This window comes from Geodermatophilus sp. SYSU D00758 (assembly GCF_054049955.1).
Map to the genome: position 1 here is coordinate 14,471 of NZ_JBJGYK010000015.1, position 19,881 is coordinate 34,351.

General features: G+C 72.3%; 18 protein-coding genes and 1 pseudogene. 2 read left to right on the forward strand and 17 right to left on the reverse strand.

The genetic code is table 11. The features are described 5' to 3' along the window. Positions 1 to 721: 721 nt before the first annotated feature. From ACI8AC_RS12720 to ACI8AC_RS12785, 14 genes are all read right to left on the reverse strand, one after another. Positions 722 to 1,522 carry a ParA family protein gene (locus ACI8AC_RS12720; protein ID WP_456898149.1) on the reverse strand — a complete coding sequence of 267 codons (801 nt, stop codon included), beginning with the start codon at positions 1,520 to 1,522 and terminating at the stop codon, positions 722 to 724. A gap of 1,048 nt (positions 1,523 to 2,570) precedes the next feature. Further along, positions 2,571 to 4,964, reverse strand: a complete 2,394-nt coding sequence (locus tag ACI8AC_RS12725) for an ATP-binding protein (protein WP_456898150.1) — start codon at positions 4,962 to 4,964, stop codon at positions 2,571 to 2,573. Continuing rightward, the gene (locus tag ACI8AC_RS12730) at positions 4,961 to 5,317 is read right to left on the reverse strand and encodes a YraN family protein (protein WP_456898151.1); all 357 of its coding nucleotides are present in this window, start codon (positions 5,315 to 5,317) and stop codon (positions 4,961 to 4,963) included. The genes ACI8AC_RS12725 and ACI8AC_RS12730 overlap by 4 nt, the downstream gene beginning before the upstream one ends. Before the next feature lie 129 nt (positions 5,318 to 5,446). Next, complete coding sequence (locus tag ACI8AC_RS12735; RefSeq protein ID WP_117379046.1) at positions 5,447 to 5,767, reverse strand: DUF2469 domain-containing protein; 321 nt, start codon at positions 5,765 to 5,767, stop codon at positions 5,447 to 5,449. Then, positions 5,764 to 6,525, reverse strand: a complete 762-nt coding sequence (locus ACI8AC_RS12740; protein WP_456898152.1) for a ribonuclease HII — start codon at positions 6,523 to 6,525, stop codon at positions 5,764 to 5,766. Before ACI8AC_RS12740 ends, ACI8AC_RS12735 begins: the two co-directional genes overlap by 4 nt. A 274-nt stretch (positions 6,526 to 6,799) precedes the next feature. Continuing rightward, positions 6,800 to 7,489, reverse strand: coding sequence for a LuxR C-terminal-related transcriptional regulator (locus tag ACI8AC_RS12745; protein ID WP_456898153.1), 690 nt, complete (start codon positions 7,487 to 7,489; stop codon positions 6,800 to 6,802). Between the two features lie 275 nt (positions 7,490 to 7,764). Further along, a complete protein-coding gene (lepB, locus tag ACI8AC_RS12750; protein ID WP_456898154.1) occupies positions 7,765 to 8,748 on the reverse strand; it encodes a signal peptidase I in 984 nt (327 codons plus the stop codon). A 65-nt stretch (positions 8,749 to 8,813) separates the two neighbouring features. After that, positions 8,814 to 9,170 (reverse strand): 50S ribosomal protein L19, encoded by a 357-nt coding sequence (gene rplS / locus ACI8AC_RS12755; RefSeq protein WP_456898155.1) that lies wholly within the window; start codon positions 9,168 to 9,170, stop codon positions 8,814 to 8,816. 146 nt (positions 9,171 to 9,316) lie between these two features. Continuing rightward, on the reverse strand, positions 9,317 to 9,817 hold the full coding sequence (locus ACI8AC_RS12760; RefSeq protein ID WP_456898156.1) for an NUDIX domain-containing protein: 501 nt from the start codon (positions 9,815 to 9,817) through the stop codon (positions 9,317 to 9,319). Next, positions 9,810 to 10,541: a tRNA (guanosine(37)-N1)-methyltransferase TrmD gene (gene trmD, locus ACI8AC_RS12765; RefSeq protein ID WP_456898157.1), complete on the reverse strand. Its 732-nt coding sequence runs from the start codon at positions 10,539 to 10,541 to the stop codon at positions 9,810 to 9,812. Before trmD ends, ACI8AC_RS12760 begins: the two co-directional genes overlap by 8 nt. Then, entirely contained in the window at positions 10,542 to 11,087 is a 546-nt protein-coding gene (gene rimM, locus ACI8AC_RS12770) for a ribosome maturation factor RimM (RefSeq protein ID WP_456898158.1), read from the reverse strand. Between the two features lie 12 nt (positions 11,088 to 11,099). Beyond that, positions 11,100 to 11,336, reverse strand: coding sequence for an RNA-binding protein (locus tag ACI8AC_RS12775; RefSeq protein ID WP_117379039.1), 237 nt, complete (start codon positions 11,334 to 11,336; stop codon positions 11,100 to 11,102). Between the two features lie 3 nt (positions 11,337 to 11,339). Next, positions 11,340 to 11,774, reverse strand: a complete 435-nt coding sequence (gene rpsP / locus ACI8AC_RS12780) for a 30S ribosomal protein S16 (RefSeq protein WP_117379038.1) — start codon at positions 11,772 to 11,774, stop codon at positions 11,340 to 11,342. 175 nt (positions 11,775 to 11,949) lie between these two features. Further along, positions 11,950 to 14,076, reverse strand: coding sequence for a molybdopterin-containing oxidoreductase family protein (locus ACI8AC_RS12785; RefSeq protein ID WP_456898159.1), 2,127 nt, complete (start codon positions 14,074 to 14,076; stop codon positions 11,950 to 11,952). A gap of 504 nt (positions 14,077 to 14,580) precedes the next feature. Here ACI8AC_RS12785 and ACI8AC_RS12790 point away from each other — a divergent pair. Both ACI8AC_RS12790 and ACI8AC_RS12795 read left to right on the forward strand, forming a co-directional pair. Beyond that, positions 14,581 to 14,859: pseudogene (locus ACI8AC_RS12790) on the forward strand (hypothetical protein); the annotation flags it as partial. 111 nt (positions 14,860 to 14,970) lie between these two features. Next, positions 14,971 to 15,273 (forward strand): helix-turn-helix transcriptional regulator, encoded by a 303-nt coding sequence (locus tag ACI8AC_RS12795; RefSeq protein WP_456898258.1) that lies wholly within the window; start codon positions 14,971 to 14,973, stop codon positions 15,271 to 15,273. Here the strand turns inward: ACI8AC_RS12795 and ACI8AC_RS12800 are convergent. The 3 genes from ACI8AC_RS12800 to ffh form a co-directional block, all read right to left on the reverse strand. Continuing rightward, positions 15,246 to 17,015: a proline--tRNA ligase gene (locus tag ACI8AC_RS12800; RefSeq protein ID WP_456898160.1), complete on the reverse strand. Its 1,770-nt coding sequence runs from the start codon at positions 17,013 to 17,015 to the stop codon at positions 15,246 to 15,248. The two genes, ACI8AC_RS12795 and ACI8AC_RS12800, sit on opposite strands and share 28 nt — an antisense overlap. Before the next feature lie 173 nt (positions 17,016 to 17,188). Then, the gene (locus tag ACI8AC_RS12805; protein WP_456898161.1) at positions 17,189 to 18,274 is read right to left on the reverse strand and encodes an amidohydrolase family protein; all 1,086 of its coding nucleotides are present in this window, start codon (positions 18,272 to 18,274) and stop codon (positions 17,189 to 17,191) included. Beyond that, positions 18,271 to 19,857 (reverse strand): signal recognition particle protein, encoded by a 1,587-nt coding sequence (gene ffh / locus ACI8AC_RS12810; RefSeq protein ID WP_456898162.1) that lies wholly within the window; start codon positions 19,855 to 19,857, stop codon positions 18,271 to 18,273. The genes ACI8AC_RS12805 and ffh overlap by 4 nt, the downstream gene beginning before the upstream one ends. Positions 19,858 to 19,881 lie beyond the last annotated feature (24 nt).

Sequence of the window (19,881 nt, forward strand, 5' to 3'; positions counted from 1 at the left end):
GTTATCTGTAGGGGTTCTTTCGTTGTGGCTTGTCCGACGGCTGCGCCGTCGATTGTGATAATCGTTGGCGCAGAGACGCGTGACTCGTCCGGCAAGTATCTTGGAGAGCCCGGACATGTTTCATCCGGGTTCCTAGCTGGCTAGGCTCAAGACCCGGCCGCCAGCAGTATTGCATGTGGGGGGCTACCCTCCCTAGTGCTGTGCAATCGCACTACCGCCTAGGGTCAAAGCACCACAGATGCTGTAAGTTACATATAAGCATAGTGGGATAACGTCTGACTAGTTCCGTACGGGACGTACGAGGCGTACGGGTCGCCCCGTACGGGGGGTACTACCCGTTCTAGGGGTACGGGGGGTACGGGTCTACTTCTTGTGACGTTTGTCAATCAGGGCGTCAAGTGCTTCTCGAACCATAGCGCTCATACTGCCAATGCCACCTTGCTTACGTTCCTCCAACGCCAATTGCTGGAGGGACTCATACTGGTCTTGCCAGATATCAAAGGGATGACGCTGCTTCATGACGCGTTTAGGCGGAGGGGTACCCCGGACGGGGGGTACTGGGGGTACTACCCGTACGGGGGGTACGGGTAGTGGCTCTGTCACCCTTGCTGCTGGTGCCGGCTGCTCAGCGGGTGCCTGTCTCGGGGTGGGTGAGGGATCTTTCTTGTAGGACGGGAAGAACGCGGAGTTGCCGCGCAGTTCATTACTTATGGCATCAACATTAAGCTTCTTCCCCATAGGCTTCAGGTTGTCCGTCCGGTGAGGCCTCCTCGGGGAGGAAGACTTCTCGGATCAACTTCTCGTAAGCAAGCGCCGCCTTGGCGCGCGGGTTGAAGGTGTAGATGTCTGTTTTGTTGAAGTGCGCGTCCCGAAGGTCAGTGTTGCGGGGGATGACGGTACGCAGCACCTTCTCGGTGTAGGTTTGGCGGAGAATCTGCAGGGAAGCCGACGCATTGATCGTTGGCTCACTCATCGTGAACAGGTAGCCCAGGAGCTCTAGGTGGGGATTGAAGTACTCCCGCACCTCGTCCAGGGTTTTGCCAAGCTGTACCAGGCTGTCCAGCTCAAAGTAGCCGGGCGAGACGACCACCAGCACCCGGTCTGATGCGGTGAAGGAGTTCAAGGTCAGCCAACCCAGGGCCGGCGGGTTGTCGACGAAGACAAAGTCGTAGCTGCCCTTGATCTTATCCAGTTCAGTCTTCAGCCGTGACTCGCGGTGATCTTTGGCGGTTGTGAGCTCAATGTCAGTGTTTGACAGCAGGATGTGAGAGGGGACAATCGAGAGATTTCGCACAAACGTCTCATGTACCGGCAGGGGAGCGCGGTTGAGGATGGTGCTGTAGACCGTCTGATCTTTGGTCAGCTTGGGATAGTCCCGAAGCAGCACCTTGCTTGAGTTGGCTTGCGAGTCGATATCGACTAAAAGAACGCGTCTGCCCTTATGGGCTAAACCCGCTGCGAGTGAAATGCTTGTTGAAGTCTTGCCAGTACCGCCTTTCTGGCTGGCGATTGAGATAACCATAGCTTCTGTCAACTCACAAAAAGCCCATGTGGGGTTTTTCTGTGCGTTACTGCTCTACACAAATATAGATTAGTCCTATTGTGGCAGGATTGCAAGAGGGAAACAGTAGGCGAGCTTACAACTGGACTCGGCGCAGGATCCAACCAATGGGCAACCTTACAAGCTACACCGGCGGCCTCAGGTTATGCTGCTCGCTTCTTCAGCCTGGCAGTGGCGCTCAGGAAAGCTATGGTGGCGGCGGTTCCACCGACGCTCGCCAAGGATGCGATCTTCCGTCGGACGGAACCCTCGACCCTTGCCAGTGGCGCTTCTGAAGTGGCAACAGGCGAGGCGGCAGCAGTCCTGGTGCTACGCCGAGCCCTGCTCATCGCCTCAGTTACGATGCATGTCGCAATCAAGAGGATCGTCCCGCCGACAAAGAGAAATCCTGCCGCGAACAGGACGGGCCCTAAGGCTGCTGCGACGGCTGGTATGGCACCGACACCGAATGCACCGAAGGCTCCTGCGATGGCCGCAGCTAGCAGACTTTGAACGATGAAAAGCACCGCGGCGAGCGCCGCCACGCCAACGGCGGTGAGCACGCATCGCGTGAATCGGTCCATGGACGCCTCTCGCGCAAGATCACTGACCGGGCGCTTCGTCTTCTACCCACCCTAGCTGGCCAGCGTCACGGATGCATCACCAGTCTGTCACCAGCTCGGCGGTGCGGACGCGTTTGGCCACATCTGACCAGAGGTGCTGCACGTAGTCGGCCGGGACCTACCAGGAGCGACACACCTCGTGCGCTCCTCGGCCACAGGGTGCTACCCATGTGGAACATCAGCCGTCCTCGCATCAGTTGAACTGACTACCTCCCCAGCGGAGGCTGGCACCACCTCTGGCACAACCATTTAGGCAGTGATTAGTGATGATCCTAGAGAATAAGACCCCAAGGACTCAGGCGTGGACGAAGACGTCCTCAAGCGGCTCGTTGCCGAGTCGCGGGCAGCCCAAGGCCTGCCACCCAAGATCGAGTGTGAGGTGACGATCCGGCGGATCGTCGACAGCCTCAGATCCGCCAGTGAGGCTGAAAGCGCAGCGCCCACTTCTCATCGCAGACGTTGCGACCCCGCACCGCAGGCTTCACCCGTACCTCAAGGAGGGCAGCAGACAGCACCGCCCGCTTCCTCGACAGGGTGAGTGCAGCGAAGCGGGTGTCGAAGTCCTCCCCGGCAAGCTCTGTCAGGGCGAACCGGGGAGAGCTTCGGCTTAGACGTGCCCTGACGGCCGTCAGCTGCCCCTCAAGTACCTCCCGGGCGGCAAGCCACTCTGACCTACCGATCAGGCCTGTGGCGTAGTCACGAGCCAGCTCATCGAGTTTGTCCTGCGCAGCGCCCAGCAGAAGCAGGTCATCCTCGTCCGGCTGATCCGGTGTGTGGGACAGGGCGCTCCAGAAAGCTGGCGTGTTCAAGGCCTCCCGCACCATGCCTACCACCAGCTCGTCCGCCGGCTCAGCCAGGACGAACGTCTTGCCGCACCGCCCGTTGTCGAAGATGTGGTTGCAGACGTAGCGGGGACGACCGTCATCCCGAGGCCTGCCGCACATGCCATGCCCGCAGCGGTCACAGACCAGGATGTTGGTCAGCAGGTACCGGCGGGGGTTGGCGCGGGCCTGGGAGCGGTCGGCGTTGATGAGGATCGCCCGGAGTCTGGCCGTGTCCGCAGGAGAGATGATCGCCGGCCACACGGCCTTGGCCACCGGCTCCCCACCGTAGACGGTGCGCTTCTCAGTGGTGGGTTGATACCCCCGCTGGCCACTGATGCGGGGGTTGGTGAGCAGCCGGCGCATGGTGGTGTTCGTCCACTTGCCACCCTCGCTGGTTGGGATCTTGCGCCGGTTGAAGTCAGCGACCAGCGCACCCATCGGCTCACCGGAGAAGAGCCTGTCGCGCAGCTCCCGGATGCGCTCGGCTTCGTCCTCCTTGATGGTGATGCGGTCTGCGTCGAAGCCGTAGGGTCGGTAGCCGCCGCCTGCCAGTTGGCCACGCTGGGCAAGCTCGAAGGCCTTGCGTCGCTGGCGCTCTGCCTTGTGTTCGGACTCGTAGCGAGCCCAGGCACCCAGCGTGCGGGCGACTGCCCGGCCGGCAGGGGTAACAAGGTCGATCGCACCGGCCTTGACCGTCTGCACAGCCACGTGATGGCGCTCGCAGATGTCGATGAACTCCTCCAGCTCCTTGGGGGAGCGGTGCAACCTGTCGTGGTGCCAGACAGCCACCGCGTCGATACGCCCCTCCTGCAGGTCTTGGAGGAGGCGGCGGTACTGGGGGCGGAGCACACCTGTGAAGCCTGAGAGGTCGTTGTCGGCATAGACCTCAGCGGCGACCCAGCCCAGGGAGTCACACAGCCTGCGGCAGTCAGCCTCCTGCCGGGCAACACCCAGCCCCTGGCCGGTCTTGTCGTCTGAGATGCGCAGGTAGATACCCGCACGGCGGCTGTCCATGAGCGCCCCAAGCGAGATACTGGCTCGTCGCTTCGCTCCCCGTAGGCTCAAGGTACACAGCTGCACGCTCGCGTGCGCCCGGCACAGCGCACCCGGCCGGATGGGGCCCGACCCGCCGCCGACGAGCGCGGCCATCGTCGCCGAGTGGTGCGGGGCCTCGAACGTCGGCCGGGTCACCAGCGGGGCGCCCGGCGGCAGGGTGCCGGCCACCGAGTGGATCGCGGTCACCTCCAGCGCCGCGGCCTCGTCGAGCGGTGGGAGCAGCCCCGGCAGCCGTTCGGCCAGCATGGTCTTCCCGGCGCCCGGCGGGCCGGAGAGGAACAGGTGGTGCCCGCCGGCCGCGGCGACCTCCACCGCACGCCGCCCGGCCGCCTGGCCGAGGACGTCACCCAGGTCGGGTCCCGGGGGCGGCGGCGGGACCCGGACCCGGTCGTGCCGGGCGAGCGGGGTGCGGCCGGTGAGGTGCGCGACCACGTCGGCGAGCGTCGCGGCCGGGAGGACCTCGACGCCGTCGACCAGGGCCGCCTCGTCGGCGTTGCCCGCCGGGACCACGACCGCGGGGTGGCCCGCGCGCACGGCGGCGAGCACGGCCGGGAGCACCCCGCGGACCGCGCGCACCGAGCCGTCGAGCCCCAGCTCGCCGAGCAGCACCAGGTCGTCGAGCGCCGCCGCCGGCACCGCCCCGTCGGCGGCCAGGACCGCCGCGGCCAGCGCGAGGTCGAAGCCGCTGCCCTGCTTGGGCATGGCGGCCGGGGACAGCCCGATCGTGATGCGCCGCAGGGGCCACCGCGCGCCCGTGTTCACCACCGCTGCCCGGACGCGGTCCACCGACTGGCGGACGACGGCGTCGGGCAACCCGACGAGGACGACGCCGGGCACCCCGGCGGACATGTCGACCTCGACCTCGACCATCGCCCCCTGCACCCCGGCGAGGCCGACCGACCACGTGCGGGCGAGCGTCACGTGAACGCCCCCCGCAGGTGGGTGACCTCGGCCGGGCCGCCCTGCCGCACCAGCACGCCGACCACGTCGAACCGCAGGTCGGGGGCGTGCTCGTCGTGGGCGGCCAGCCAGCGCTGGGCCAGGATGCGCAGCCGGCGCTGCTTGGCCGCCGTCACCGCCTCGACGGGGTGGCCGAAGCCCGTGGCGCGCCGGGTCTTCACCTCGCAGAAGACCAGCGCGGCGCCCTCGCGGGCGACGATGTCGACCTCGCCCTCACGGCAGCGCCAGTTCCGGTCGAGGACCCGCAGGCCCTGGTGGGTCAGGTAGGCGGCCGCGATGCGTTCACCGCGGCCGCCGAGGTCGTCGGTAGGCACCGCCCGACCGTGCGCCCCCGCCGGGGCGGGCGGGGGGAACTCGTGGGGGGCTGTGGACGGGTGAGGGGCCTGTGGACGGCGGGGCCCCCGCCGTCCGCGGCCGGTGGCAGCCTGCCGGCCGTGCGGGGATCAGGGCAGGCGCGGGCCGTCGGGCAGCTCGAGGTCGGGCTTGTCGAGCTCCTCGACGTTCACGTCCTTGAAGGTCAGCACGCGGACGTTGCGGACGAAGCGGGCCGGCCGGTACATGTCCCACACCCACGCGTCGGAGAGCTTGAGCTCAAAGTAGACCTCGCCCCCCGCCTCCCGCACCTGCAGGTCGACGGCGTTGGCCAGGTAGAAGCGCCGCTCGGTCTCGACCACGTAGGTGAACTGGCGGACGATGTCCCGGTACTCGCGATAGAGCTGCAGCTCCATCTCGGTCTCGTACTTCTCCAGGTCCTCGCTGCTCATCGCGGCTCTCCGGACGCAGGGCGCATGGACCCATCATCGACCATGCCGGCCGAACCGGTCGCAGGCAGCCCCCGCCCGGCGTGTGCACCCAGCGCCCGGGCCACGTTGACGAAACGCAACCGGTGCTCGGGGCACGGTCCGTACCGCTCGAGGGCCGCGGTGTGGGCCTCGGTCGTGTAGCCCTTGTGCACGGCGAAGTCGTACTGCGGCCAGCGCTCGTGGAGGTCGAGCATGATGCGGTCGCGCGTCACCTTGGCCAGCACCGAGGCGGCGGCGACGCAGGCGGCCACCCGGTCGCCCTTCCACACGGCCAGGGTGGGCCGGGCCAGGCCGGGCACGGCGAACCCGTCGGTGAGCACGTAGTCCGCGCCGGGCTCGAGCGTGCACACCGCCCGGCGCAACGCCTCCAGGTTCGTCACGTGCATGCCGCGCTCATCGAGGTCGGCGACCGGGATGACGACCACCGACCAGGCGACGGCGCGGTCGACGACCTCCTCGTAGACCCGCTCCCGGGTGCCGGCGGTGAGCAGCTTGGAGTCGGCCAGTCCGGGGACGCGCCCGCGCCGCCCCTCGGGCAGCACGCAGGCGGCCGCGACGAGCGGGCCCGCGCAGGCTCCGCGGCCGGCCTCGTCGGCGCCGGCGACGGCGGCGAACCCGCGCCGCCGCAGGGAGCGCTCCATCTCCCAGAGGGCGTCGGGCCGCCCGGCCGCCGCGCGGGTGCGGGGAGCCGGGAGGGTGGGGGTGGTGCGTCCTGCCATCGCTCCCCGACAGTACGACCCCGCAGCCGCGACCGGCCGGGAGGCGGCCCGGGCCGCGACGGGCCCGCGGGACCCGGCGGGTACGGCCCCGGGGACGCCGCGAGCCGCCCCCCGACGGTCGGGGGCCGGCTCACCGGTCGGTCGTCGCGCCGCCGCAGGCCGGCGGGTCTTGCGCGGCGTCCGCCCGGGCCGCCGAGGAGGCGGACGGCCCGGGCGGGCGCCGGGTGGTCCCGGGAGGAGGCCGGGACCACCGGGGGGAGTGGTCGGTGCGTCCTCAGGCCTCGGCCGACGCGAGGCTGTGCGCCCCGCAGGTGCAGCCGGGGTTGCGGGAGGAGAGGACCAGGGACACCGCGTGCGCCCGGTCGCGGGCACCCAGCTTGCGCAGGATGGCCTTCACGTGCGACTTGACGGTGTCCTCGCTGATGAACAGGTTGCGGCCGATCTGCCGGTTCGACTGACCCTGGATGAGCTCGTCGAGCACGTCGGACTCGCGCCGGGTCAGCGGCACCTGCGGGGTGAGCGGCTTGCCGGCCGGGGCGGCCGAGGGCTCGACCCGCCGGATCTGCGGGTCGACGACGACCCGCCCGGCGCGGGCGGCGAGGATCGCCCAGCCCAGCAGCGTGGGCGAGGTGTTGAGCAGCAGGTACCCGCGGATGCCGGCGGCCAGGGCCTCGTTCACCACGGCCGGGTCCTCGGAGGTGGCCAGGGCGATGATGGTGACCCGGGGGTACCGGCGGCGCAGGTCCCGGCAGACATTGAGCGTGGCGGCGCGGCCGGAGCCGAGCTCGACGACGACGGCGTCGGGGCGAGCGGTCTCGACGAGCGTGAGCGCGCGCCGCACCTCACCCGGGGTGCCGACCGCCTGCATGCCGGCGGTCTCGTTGACCATGCTGACCAGGCCACGACGCACGACGGGGGCATCGGCGAGGAGGAGCACGCGGGTGACGCCGCGGACGCTCGCCATGGGTGCGGACACAACTGACTCCGTTTCACCGTTCGGGGGGAACTCTCACGTTCTCCATCGGACGGGTGAAACGGTTGCTTGAACGCTTTTCCGACATTTTTCGCGGAGCCCGGCAATCGATTGCGGAATGGCTCCGGGTCACACCCGTAACGGTCATCGGTGGCATCCGCCATTTCTGTCGACATGGCGACGCGCACCGACCCCCGCCGGGACGGACGACGGCCCGCACCCCGGTGCGGGGTGCGGGCCGTCCGTCGCCGGCGCGATCTCGGCTCTCAGCCGGAGCGGTGTCCGTCCGGCCGGGCCGGTACCGGGCGGCGCCGGGCGCGCCGGCGGCGCCAGGCGCGCAGCGGCAGGGCGCCGGCGAGACCGAGGGCGTAGGGGGCGACCAGCGCGGCGGCACCGCCGTCCGGGGTCGCGGTCGCGGCGCCGCCCCCGGCCTCGGGCGCCGCCGGGGCCCCCATGCCCTGCGCCTCCGTGCCCTGGATGTCCGGGGAGTCGAGGACGTCGAGGCGGTCGAGCGGCCAGACGATGAGCGCGGCCTTGCCGATGACGTCGTCCACCGCGATCGTCCCGGAGTACCGGTCGCCGATGTGGGCCTTGGAGTCCGCCGAGGCCGAGCGGTGGTCCCCCATCACCCAGAGCCGGCCCTCGGGCACGGTGACGGGGCCGAAGGCCCGTGACTCCAGCGGGGTGTCCTCGTGGATGTAGGGCTCGTCGAGCGGCTCGCCGTCCACGGTGACCCGGCCCTGCTCGTCGCAGCACTCGACGGTCTGCCCACCGACGGCGATGACCCGCTTGATGTAGTCGTCCTCGCTGGGCGGGGCGACGCCGATCGCCCGCCCCAGCCACAGGGCGGCGCCGGAGAACCAGTTGCCCGGCTCGCTCACCGTGACCTCGGGCGACCAGGTGTCGGGGCCCTCGAACACCACGATGTCGCCGGGCTCGGGCTCGCCGAACCAGTACGGGACCTTGTTGACCAGGACCCGGTCCCCCGTGCAGCCGGGGCAGCCGTGCAGCGTCTGCTCCATCGACCCGGAGGGGATGAAGAAGGCCTGCACGAGGAAGGTCTTCACCAGGAGGGCGAGGACGAAGGCCACGAGCAGCAGCACCGGGAGCTCCCGGAGCAGGGAGCCCTTCCTCGGGTCCTGGGCGCGGCGCCGGGACCCGGCGGCCGACTGCCCCTGCCCGGTGCCGGCACCGGGCTCCTCGGGCTCGGGAACGACGTCGGCAGGCCTCCCGGGCCGGTCACTGGTCATCGAGAGCCAGGGTACGGCCGCGGGGGACCCGCCGTGGACGGACCGCGCGGCGGCGGCCCGGGACGTCAGCGCGCGACGGTCTCGCGCTTCTCCTTGATCTTGGCGGCCTTGCCGCGCAGCTCGCGGAGGTAGTACAGCTTGGCCCGGCGGACGTCACCGCGGGTCAGCACCTCGATCTTCTCCACGACGGGGGTGTGCACCGGGAAGGTGCGCTCGACGCCCACGCCGAAGCTCACCTTGCGCACGGTGAAGGTCTCGCGGATGCCGCCGCCCTGGCGGCGGATGATCACGCCCTGGAAGACCTGGATGCGCGAGCGGTTGCCCTCGATGACGCGCACGTGGACCTTCACGGTGTCGCCCGGGCGGAACTCGGGGATGTCGTCGCGGAGCGAGTCGGCGTCGAGTGCGTCCAGGGTGTTCATCGCGGCAGTCCTGTCCTAGCGGTGGCGGTGTTCTCGGTGCGGACAGCGGCCTGCCCCGGCCTCGTGGTTCCGGGGGGCTGCGCTCCGGGGGGAGCTGACGTCGAGAGTGCCGACGGTCCGCAGCAGCTCTCTACTGTGCCACATCTTCAGCCGACGAAGCGCGGCGGCCCCGTCCAGGGGCCGGCGAGCAGCTCCGGGAGCAAGCGCGCGAGCTCGGCCGGGGCGAAGGCGACCGCCGCCTCGGCGATCTCCCCCGCGCTCCACCAGCGGTGCGGCTCGTCGCCGAGGACCTCGAGCTCGGTGCGCCCGGCGGGGTCGACCTCGTGCACGACGTCCCGCAGCACGAAGAAGGTCTCCCGGGAGTCGATCTGCCGGCCGGCGAACGGCCCGACGTGCCGCCGCAGCCACACCGGGCCCTCGAGCGCCTCCGGGTCGACGACCAGGCCGACCTCCTCGGCGAGCTCCCGGGCGGCGGCGTCCCGCACGCCCTCGCCGTCCTCCACTCCCCCACCGGGGGTGTACCAGAACAGGACGTCCCCCGGCGGGAGCGCCGGGTCGGTGAGCCGTGCACCCAGCAGCAGCACGCGACCGCCCGGGTCGAGGACGACCACCCGGGCCGTCGCCCGGACCCACGGCCGCTCAGGCACCGTCGAGCGCGGCCCGGTCGGCCGGTGAGAGGGCGGCCTCGTCGAGAGCGCCCAGCAGGTCGGGACGGCGGGTCGCCGTCCGCCGCAGCGACTCGGCGCGCCGCCAGCGGGTGATGGCGGCGTGGTCACCGGAGAGCAGCACCGCGGGGACGTCGTGCCCGCGCCAGGACGCAGGGCGGGTGTAGGCCGGGCCCTCCAGCAGGCCGTCGGCGTGCGAGTCGAACTCGACCGACTCCCGGTTGCCCACCACCCCGGGCAGCAGGCGGGTCACCGCCTCCACCATGACCAGCACCGCGGACTCCCCGCCGGCGAGCACGTAGTCCCCGATCGAGACCTCCGACACCGGCCCGGCGTCGCGGGCCCAGTCGGCCACCCGCTGGTCGATGCCCTCGTAGCGCCCGCAGGCGAAGACCAGCCCCGGCTCGGCGGCCCAGGCCGCGGCCGTGGCCTGGGTGAACAGCTCCCCCGCCGGTGTGGGCACGACCAGGCGGGTCCCCGGCGGCCGGACGGCGTCCAGGGCCCGCCCCCACGGCTCCGGGCGCATCACCATGCCCGGGCCGCCGCCGTAGGGGGCGTCGTCCACGGTGCGGTGCACGTCGTCGGTCCACTGCCGCAGGTCGTGCACCCCGATGCTGACCAGGCCGCGCTCGGCCGCCTTGCCCAGCAGCGACTGGCGCAGCGGGGCGAGGTACTCGGGGAAGATCGTGACGACGTCGATGCGCATCTAGAGGTCCAGCAGCCCCTCGGGCGGGTCGACGACCAGCGACCCGCCGGGGAGGTCCACGGTCGGCACGATGGCGGTGACGAACGGCACGAGCAGCTCCCCGCCCTCGACCCGGCGGACGACGAGCAGGTCGGCGCCCTCGTGGCGGACGGCGGCCACCTCGCCGAGCTCGGTGCCGTCGGGCAGCCGGGCGGTGAGCCCGACCAGCTGGTGGTCGTAGTAGGCGTCCGGGTCCTCGAGCGGGGGCAGCTCGGCGACCGGGACGTGCAGGAGGGTGTCGCGCAGCTCCTCGGCGGCCTCGCGGCCGTCGACCGGCCGGCCGCCGGGGCCCTCGAGGGACAGCAGGAGCACCTCGCGGTGCCAGCGGCTCCCGGTCACGGTGAGCGGGCCGCGCCCGGCGGGCTCGGTGAGGAGCGCGGCGCCAGGGGCGAAGCGGAGGTCCGGGTCGTCGGTGCGGACCTCGACGGTCACCTCACCGCGGACACCGTGGGGCCGGCCGATCCGGCCGACCACCACGGTGTCGGGTGGGGTGGTGCTGGGCTGCACGGAGGCGGCGGCTCAGCGCCCGTCGGTGTCGACGACGTCGACCCGCAGGCCCCGGCCACCGACCCCGGTCATCACCGTGCGCAGGGCCTTGGCGGTGCGACCGCCGCGCCCGATGACCTTGCCCAGGTCGTCGGGGTGCACCCGGACCTCGAGCGTCTTGCCCCGGCGGCCGCCGACCAGGTCGACGGTGACGTCCTCGGGGTGGTCGACGATGCCCTTGACCAGGTGCTCGAGCGCCTCTTCGAGCACGTCTTACTCGGCGGGCGTCTCGGCCGGCGCGGCCGCGTCGTCGGCCTTGGGGGCGGCCTTCTTGCGCGGGGTGGTGGCGCCGCCGGCGGGCTCCTCGGCACCGGCGTTGCGCACGGCCTCCTCGTAGATGGCCTTGCGGTCGGGCTTGGGCGCCGCGACCTTCATGGGCGGCGGGGCCGGCTCGCCCTTGAACTTCTGCCAGTCACCGGTGACGCGGAGGATGGCCGCGACGGCCTCGGTCGGCTGCGCGCCGACACCCAGCCAGTACTGGGCGCGCTCGCTGTCGACCTCGATGAAGGAGGGCTCCTCCTTCGGGTGGTACTTGCCGATCGTCTCGATGGCGCGGCCGTCCCGCTTGGTGCGGGCGTCGGCAACGACGATCCGGTAGTACGGGGCGCGCATCTTGCCCAGGCGCATGAGCTTGATCTTGGTGGCCACGGTGTGTGGTGTTCTCCTCGAACGCAGGTCGTGTGCAGCGCCCCGGGCGGCGCGTGGGGGTACGCCGGGGGCGGTGCGGCTGGACACGGCCGGCAACGGTGAGAGGGCCGCCCACCGCCGTGCTCGACCGTCCATCATGCCAGACGGACGACCCCCGCCTCCCCGCGCGCCCGGTTCAGGCCGGCTCGACCTCCACGAGGTTGTCCGAGAAGGTCGGTGCGTTGCCCAGGTCGGCGAAGACCGAGGGGCTCAGCGCGTTGACCGTCGCGCCCCGCGAGTGCTTGCGCCAGGCGCCCATGGGCGAGACCACGACCCCCGGCGCGACGTCCGTCGTCACGTGCAGCCGGGCGACGAAGCGGCCCCGGTCGTTGATCACGCACACCTCCGCGCCGTCGGCCAGCCCGCGCGCGGTCGCGTCCTCCGGGTGCATGTGCAGGACGGGGTCGCCCTGCACCCGCTGCTGGCCGGGCCGGTCGGCGAAGCTGGAGTTGAGGTACGCGTGCGACTTCGGCGACAGCAGGGTGAGCATGTGGCGGCCGTCGGGTCGCTCGCGCGGCGGCACGTAGTGCGGCAGCGGGTCCACGGGGTCACCCGGCTGGTGCTCGTCGCTGCCCTGCCGGAACAGCGGCAGGACGAAGTTGCCCCCGGCGGCCGCCGAGGAGACGAACTCGACCTTCCCGGACGGCGTCGGGAAGCCGCCCTCGGCGTGCGGGGCGTACTCGTCCGGGCCGGGCAGCCGCAGCCGGGCCCAGCCGTCGCGCGCCAGGGTCTCCGGCGTGATGCCCGCCATGACCGGGGAGGACCAGTCGAACGCCTCGGCGACCATCTGCTCGTCGGTGCGGGTGAACACCGGCTCGGTGAAGCCCATCCGCGCGGCCAGCCGGCGGAACAGCTCGGTGTTGGGCACCGCCTCGCCCACCGGCGGGATCGCCGGCTCGTTCATGGTCACGTACAGGTGGCCCCACGAGAACATCACGTCGCGCTGCTCGACCTGGGTGGTGGCCGGCAGCACGAGGTCGGCGAAGTCCGCGGTGTCGGTGCGGAAGTGCTCGCTGACGACGGTGAACAGGTCCTCCCGCGACAGCCCGGCGACCATCTTGTCCTGCTCGGGGCACACCACCAGCGGGTTGCTGTTGTAGACCACCAGCCCGCGGATCGGCGGGTCCAGACCCAGCTCGCCGGTCAGCGCCCGGCCGAGCAGGAACTGGTTGACCACGCGGGTGCCGGGGCGGATGAACTCCGCGCCGAGGAACGCCGGCCAGTTGACCGGGAAGGCCCACAGGGGCAGTTGCAGCAGGCCGCCGCCGGGCTTGCGCCAGGCGCCGGTGAGCGCGGGCAGGCAGGAGATGGCCCGCACGGTCTGCCCGCCGCCGGCGTGCCGCTCGATGGCCACCCCGATGCGGATGACCGACGGGTCGGCGGCGGCGTACTCGCGGGCCAGCGTCCGGATGTCGTCGGCGGGGATGCCGGTCTCCCCGCTCGCCCACTCCGGGGTGTAGCCGCGCACCCGCTCGGCCAGCTCGTCGAAGCCGACGGTGTACCGGGCGACGTAGTCCTCGTCGGTCAGGCCCTCGCCGATGATCACGTGCATCATCGCCAGCGCCAGCGCGCCGTCGGTGCCGGGCCGGATGGGGATGTACCAGTCGGCGTGCTGCGCCGTCCGGTGCCGGACCGGGTCGATGACGACGACCTTCGCGCCGCGCCGCTGCGCCTCGGCGACGAACGGCCACAGGTGGAGGTTCGTGCTGAGCATGTTGTTGGCCCAGATCACGATGTAGCGCGCGTGCACGAACGACTCCGGGTCGACACCGGCGGTCGCGCCGACCGTCATGGCGTAGGCGGTGCAGGAGCCGGAGTCGCAGTAGGTGCGCTCGCTGATGGTGGCGCCCAGCCGGTTGAAGAACGCGTCGCCGACGTTGAGCCCGTTGAGGATGCCCTGGGTGCCCAGGTAGCTCACCGGCATGATCGCCTCGGGCCCGGAGGTGGCGGCGATCTCCCGGAACCGGTCGGCGATCTCGTCCAGCGCCTCGTCCCAGGAGATCCGCGCGAAGCGCCCGCTGCCCTTGGGGCCGGTGCGCCGCAGCGGGTGCAGGACCCGGTCCTCGCTGTTCACCGTGCGGTCGTAGTCGTTCATCTTCACGCACAGCCCGCCGCGGGTGTACGGGTGCGAGCGGTCCCCGCGGACCCGGGTGACCCGCCCGTCCTCGACGGTCACCTCGAGCGCGCAGGTGTCCGGGCAGTCCAGCGGGCAGGCGCCGTGCACCGTGGTCGTCCCCGGCATCGGCAGGTCGGTCACCGACATGGTCGCCCTCCTCCCCGGGGCTCGGCCGGCCCCGGCGCGCGGTGCGGCGATCGTCGCGCGCCGGGCCGCGACCGGGCTCGACCCTGCGTGCCAGGCCCTCGACCCCCGGTGACTTCCCCGGCCGGGCGTCCCGTGGCACGCTCGGCCCGTCCTGCGCGAGTCCGCCGCACGGGCCCCGCGCGCGGCCGACCGCCAGCGAGGCCCCATGCCGTCCCCGACGAGGCCCCTCCCGACCGGGCCGAGACCGACGAGGCCCACGCCGACCAGCGCCCGGTGCACCGGCGTCCGGCCCTGGCGGGACCTGCTCGGCGAGCACTTCGTGGACCTCGACGTCCTCCCCGCCGCCGGGGAGGCGCTCGGCGGCGAGGTGCGTAGCCGGGCCGTGGGCTCGCTGCAGCTGTCGCGCGTGCGCTCGGGGGACCAGCGCGCGCTGCGCACCCCCGGCCTGGCCCGCTCCGACGGGCGGCGGTACGTGCAGGTCGGGCTGGTCGAGCGGGTCGGGCCCGGGTCGAGCAGGACGGCCGGGAGTGCTGGCTCGAGCCGGGTGACTACGCCCTCTACGAGACCGACCGGCCGTTCTGCTGGGACCTGCGCGGGGGGACGGCGGGGGCCTGGTCGCTGCTGGTCCTGACCTGGTCGCGGCCCGACTCCCCGGCCGGCGGACTGACCGCGCGGCGGCTGGACGGCGCGGCCGGCCTCACCGGGGTGCTGGGCCGGATGATCGCCGACCTGGTGCGCAGCGAGGACGTCGCCGGGGCCGGGGACCGGCTCGCCGGCGAGCTGCTCGAGCTGGTCACCACCGCGGCCGGCACGACCGCGGCCGGCGCCGCCGCTCCCCCACCGGTCGCGGGCCCGCGGGGCGAGGCGGACCTGCTCGCCGCCGTGCGGGCGTACGTGGAGGCCCACCTGGCCGACCCCGCGCTGGACCCGCGGACGATCGCGGCGGCCCACTTCCTCTCGGTCCGGCAGCTGCACCGGCTCTTCGCCGGCCGGCAGGACACCGTGGCGCGCTACGTGCGGCACCGCCGCCTGGAGCGGGCCCGGGAGGAGCTGGCCCGCGGCGGCGCGCTCGGCCTGCCCGTGGCCGCGGTCGCGCGCCGCTGCGGCTTCGCCGACCCGACGGTGTTCGGCCGCGCCTTCCGGGCGGCCTACGGGATGACGCCGTCCCGCTACCGGGCGCTGACCGCGGGCGGCTGACCGACGGCGGCCAGCACCCGGGCGACGGCGTCCTCCACCGGGACCTCCTCGCGCTCCCCCGTCGCCCGGTCGCGCAGCTCCACCACGCCCTCGGCCAGGCCGCGCCCGACCGTCACGATCGTCGGCATCCCCAGCAGCTCGGCGTCCTTGAACTTGACCCCGGGCGAGACCTTCGGGCGGTCGTCGTAGAGGACGGTCACGCCGGCGGCGACCAGGTCGCCGGCCAGCTGCTGGGCGGCGGTGAAGACCGCGGCGTCCTTGCCGGTGGCCACGACGTGCACGTCGGCCGGCGCGATCTCCCGCGGCCAGCACAGGCCCAGCTCGTCGTGCGTCGACTCCGCGATGGCCGCCACGGCGCGGGAGACGCCGATGCCGTAGGAGCCCATGGTGACCGTGACGAGCTTGCCGTTCTCGTCCAGCACCTTCAGCTCGAGCGCCTCGGCGTACTTGCGGCCCAGCTGGAAGATGTGGCCGATCTCCACGCCGCGGGCCAGCTCGAGGGCGCCGGAGCCGTCGGGAGCGGGGTCGCCGGGGAGCACCTCGGCGGCCTCGACGACGCCGTCCCAGGTGAAGTCGCGCCCGGCCACCAGGTCGAACACGTGCTTGCCGGGCTCGTTCGCCCCGGTCACCCACCGGGTGCCCGGTACCACGCGCGGGTCGACCAGGTACCGGATCCCCGACGCGCTGCCCTCGCCGAGCACCTGCGGGCCGATGTAGCCCTTGACCAGCACCGGGTGCTTGGCGAAGTCCTCGAACGGCGCCACCTCGGCCGGCGCGACCTGGGCCTCGAGCCGCTTGGCGTCGACCTCCCGGTCCCCGGGGATGCCGATGACGACCGGCTCCCGGGCGCCGTCGGGGTGCACGAGCGTGACGACGACGTTCTTCAGCGTGTCCGCCGCCGTGTACCCGGCGTCGGGGAACAGCTGCTGCGCGACGGCCACCAGCGTCTCGATGGTGGGGGTGTCGGGGGTGTCCTCGACGTGCGCCGCGGGCAGCCCGTCGAGCGGGATCGCCTCCGGGACGACGGTGGACACCGCCTCCACGTTGGCCGCGTACCCGCCGGGCGACCGGACGAAGGTGTCCTCCCCGATCTCGGTCGGGTGCAGGAACTCCTCGCTCTTCGAGCCGCCCATCGCGCCGGACACGGCCGAGACGATCACGTACTCCAGGCCGAGGCGGTCGAAGATGCGGATGTAGGCGTCGCGGTGGGCGGCGTAGGACTTGTCCAGCCCGGCGTCGTCCACGTCGAAGGAGTAGCTGTCCTTCATGGTGAACTCGCGGCCGCGGAGCAGGCCGGCCCGCGGCCGCGCCTCGTCCCGGTACTTGGTCTGGATCTGGTAGAGCGACAGCGGGAGGTCCTTGTACGACGAATACAGGTCCTTCACCAGGAGCGTGAACATCTCCTCGTGGGTGGGGCCGAGCAGGTGGTCGACCCCGCGGCGGTCCTGGAGCCGGAAGAGGTTGTCGCCGTACTCGGTCCAGCGGCCGGTGGCTTCGTAGGGCTCGCGCGGCAGCAGCGCCGGGAAGTGCACCTCCTGGGCGCCCATGGCGTCCATCTCCTCGCGGACGACGCGCTCCACGTTGCGGAAGACCCGGTAGCCCAGCGGCAGCCAGCTGAACCCGCCCGGCGCGGCCCGCCGGATGTAGCCGGCCCGAACCAGCAGCCGGTGGCTCGGGACCTCGGCGTCGGCCGGGTCGTCGCGCAGGGTGCGCAGGAACAGGGTGGACATCCGCAGCAGCACGGTGCTGATCCTCCCAGGCCGCCGGAGCCGGCTGCGCGCGAGTTCCCGGGTCGACTCCCCGGTGATCACGGGGATCTGGCGGGCCGCCTCGGCGCGTCGGCGCGTGTCGGCGGCCAGAAGCCCGTGATCACGGCGGGTGGGGAGGCGGGCGGGTGGGGAGGCGGCGCGCCTAGCTAGGCCACCACGCGGCCGCGCAGGACGATCCGGGCGGGGCGGGCCAGGGTGGTCAGGTCGGCCCGCGGGTCGGCGTCGTAGACCACGACGTCGGCCCGCGCGCCCTCCTCGATGCAGGGCAGGCCGAGCCACGCCCGCGCGCCCCAGGACGCCGCGGCCAGCGCCGCCTCGGCGGGCAGGCCGGCGTCGTGCAGCGCGCGCACCTCGTCGGCGATCCGGCCGTGCTCGATCCCGCCCCCGGCGTCGGTGCCGGCGAACACCGGGACACCGGCCTCGTACGCGGCGCGGACGACGGCCCCCGACCCGGCGTGGAGCCGGCGCATCGTGCTGGCGTAGGCCGGGAAGCGCTTCTCCCCCGCGGCGGCGAAGGACGGGAAGTGCTCGACGTTGACCAGCGTCGGGACGACGGCGGTGCCACGCGCGGCCATCTCGGCGACCAGCTCCTCGGTCAGCCCGGTGCCGTGCTCGATGCAGTCGATGCCCGACCGGATGAGGGCCGGCAGCGCGTCGGTGCCGAACGTGTGCGCGGTGACCCGGGCGCCCTCGTCGTGGGCCGCGGCGATCGCCGCGGCGACGGCCTCCTCGGGCCACTCCGGCGCGAGGTCCCCCACGCCGCGGTCGATCCAGTCGCCCACCAGCTTCACCCAGCCGTCCCCGCGGCGGGCCTGGACGCGGACCTCGTCGGCGAGGTCCGCGGGCCCGAGCTCGACGGCCAGGCCGGGGATGTAGCGCCGCGGGGCGGCCAGGTGCCGGCCCGCCCGGATGACCTGCGGCAGGTCCGGCTCGTCGTCCAGCACCCGCGTGTCCACCGGCGCACCGCAGTCGCGCAGCGCCAGCACCCCGGCGGCGCGCTCCGCGAGCGCCTGCTCGCGCAGGCCGGCGAGGTCCTCGACCGGGGTGCCGCCGCGGCCGATCCCGACGTGGCAGTGCGCGTCGACCAGGCCCGGGACCAGCCACCCGCCGCGGCTGACCGTCTCCGCACCGGGGACCGGCTCGGTGGTGAAGCGGCCGTCGCGCACCCAGAGGTCGCGGCGCTCGCCGTCCGGGAGGACGACGCCGGAGAGGTGCAGCGGCGGCGTGCTCACCGGCCGGGCCGCTCGTCCCCGAACTTGCTGAAGTCCAGCTTGCTGAGGTCGGGCAGGCCCTGGCCGGGCGGCAGGGACGGCATCTGCCCGCCGGGGAACCCGCCGCCGGGCAGGCCGGCGCCGGGGGGCAGGCCGGGCACGCCCGCGGGCCGGCGGGCGGGCCCGCCGCCCTTCTTCGCGGCGGCGCCCTTGCCCTTGCCCTTCTTGCCCTTCTTCGACTGGGCCTGCATCTGCCGGCCCCGGGCCTTCTTCGACATCGGGCCCATCCCGGGCAGGCCCATGCTGCCGGCCATCTGGCCCATCATCTTCTGGGCCTGCGCGAACCGTTCCAGCAGCTGGTTGACCTCGGTGACCGTCACGCCGGAGCCGTTGGCGATGCGCACCCGCCGCGAGGCGTTGATGATCTTGGAGTTGACCCGCTCCTCGGGGGTCATCGACCGGATGATGGCCGCCGTCCGGTCCAGGTCGCGGTCGTCGACCTGCTTGAGCTGCTCCTTCATCTGGCCGGCGCCGGGCAGCATGCCGAGCAGGTTGGCGATCGGGCCCATCTTGCGGATCGCCATCATCTGCTCGAGGAAGTCCTCGAGGGTGAAGCCCTCGCGGGAGGCGAGCTTGCCGGCCATCCGCTCGGCCTGGTCGGCGTCGAAGGCCTGCTCGGCCTGCTCGATGAGGGTGAGCACGTCACCCATCCCGAGGATGCGCGAGGCCATCCGCTCGGGGTGGAAGACGTCGAAGTCGGCCAGCTTCTCGCCGGTGGAGGCGAACATGATCGGCTGGCCGGTGACGTAGCGGACCGACAGCGCGGCACCACCGCGGGCGTCGCCGTCGAGCTTGGTGAGGACGACGCCGCTGAAGCCCACGCCGTCCCGGAAGGCCTCCGCGGTGGTGACGGCGTCCTGGCCGATCATCGCGTCGACGACGAACAGCGTCTCGTCCGGCTGCACGGCGTCCCGGATGCCGGCGGCCTGCGCCATCAGCTCGGCGTCGATGCCCAGCCGGCCGGCGGTGTCGACGACGACGACGTCGTGCATCGTGCGGCGGGCGTGCTCGACCGAGTCGGCGGCGACCCGGATGGGGTCGCCGATGCCGTTGCCCGGCTCGGGGGCGTAGACGTCGACCCCGGCCTGGCCGGCCACGATCGACAGCTGGTTGACCGCGTTGGGCCGCTGGAGGTCGCAGGCCACGAGCAGCGGGGTGTGGCCCTGGGCCTTGAGCCAGCGGCCGAGCTTGCCGGCCAGGGTCGTCTTACCGGACCCCTGCAGACCGGCCAGCATGATGACCGTCGGCCCCTGCTTGGCGTAGCGCAGCCGCCGGGTCTCGCCGCCGAGGATCTCGATGAGCTCCTCGTTGACGATCTTGATGACCTGCTGGGCGGGGTTGAGCGCCTGCGAGACGTCGGCCCCGCGCGCCCGCTCCTTGACGGCGTTGATGAACGACCGGACGACGGGCAGCGCGACGTCGGCCTCGAGCAGCGCGATGCGGATCTCGCGCGCGGTGGCGTCGATGTCGGCGTCGGTCAGCCGGCCCTTGCCGCGCAGGCCGCTGAAGACCGTGTCCAGGCGGTCGGAGAGTGTCTCGAACACAGCACGTCCTCGTCAGAGCTCGCT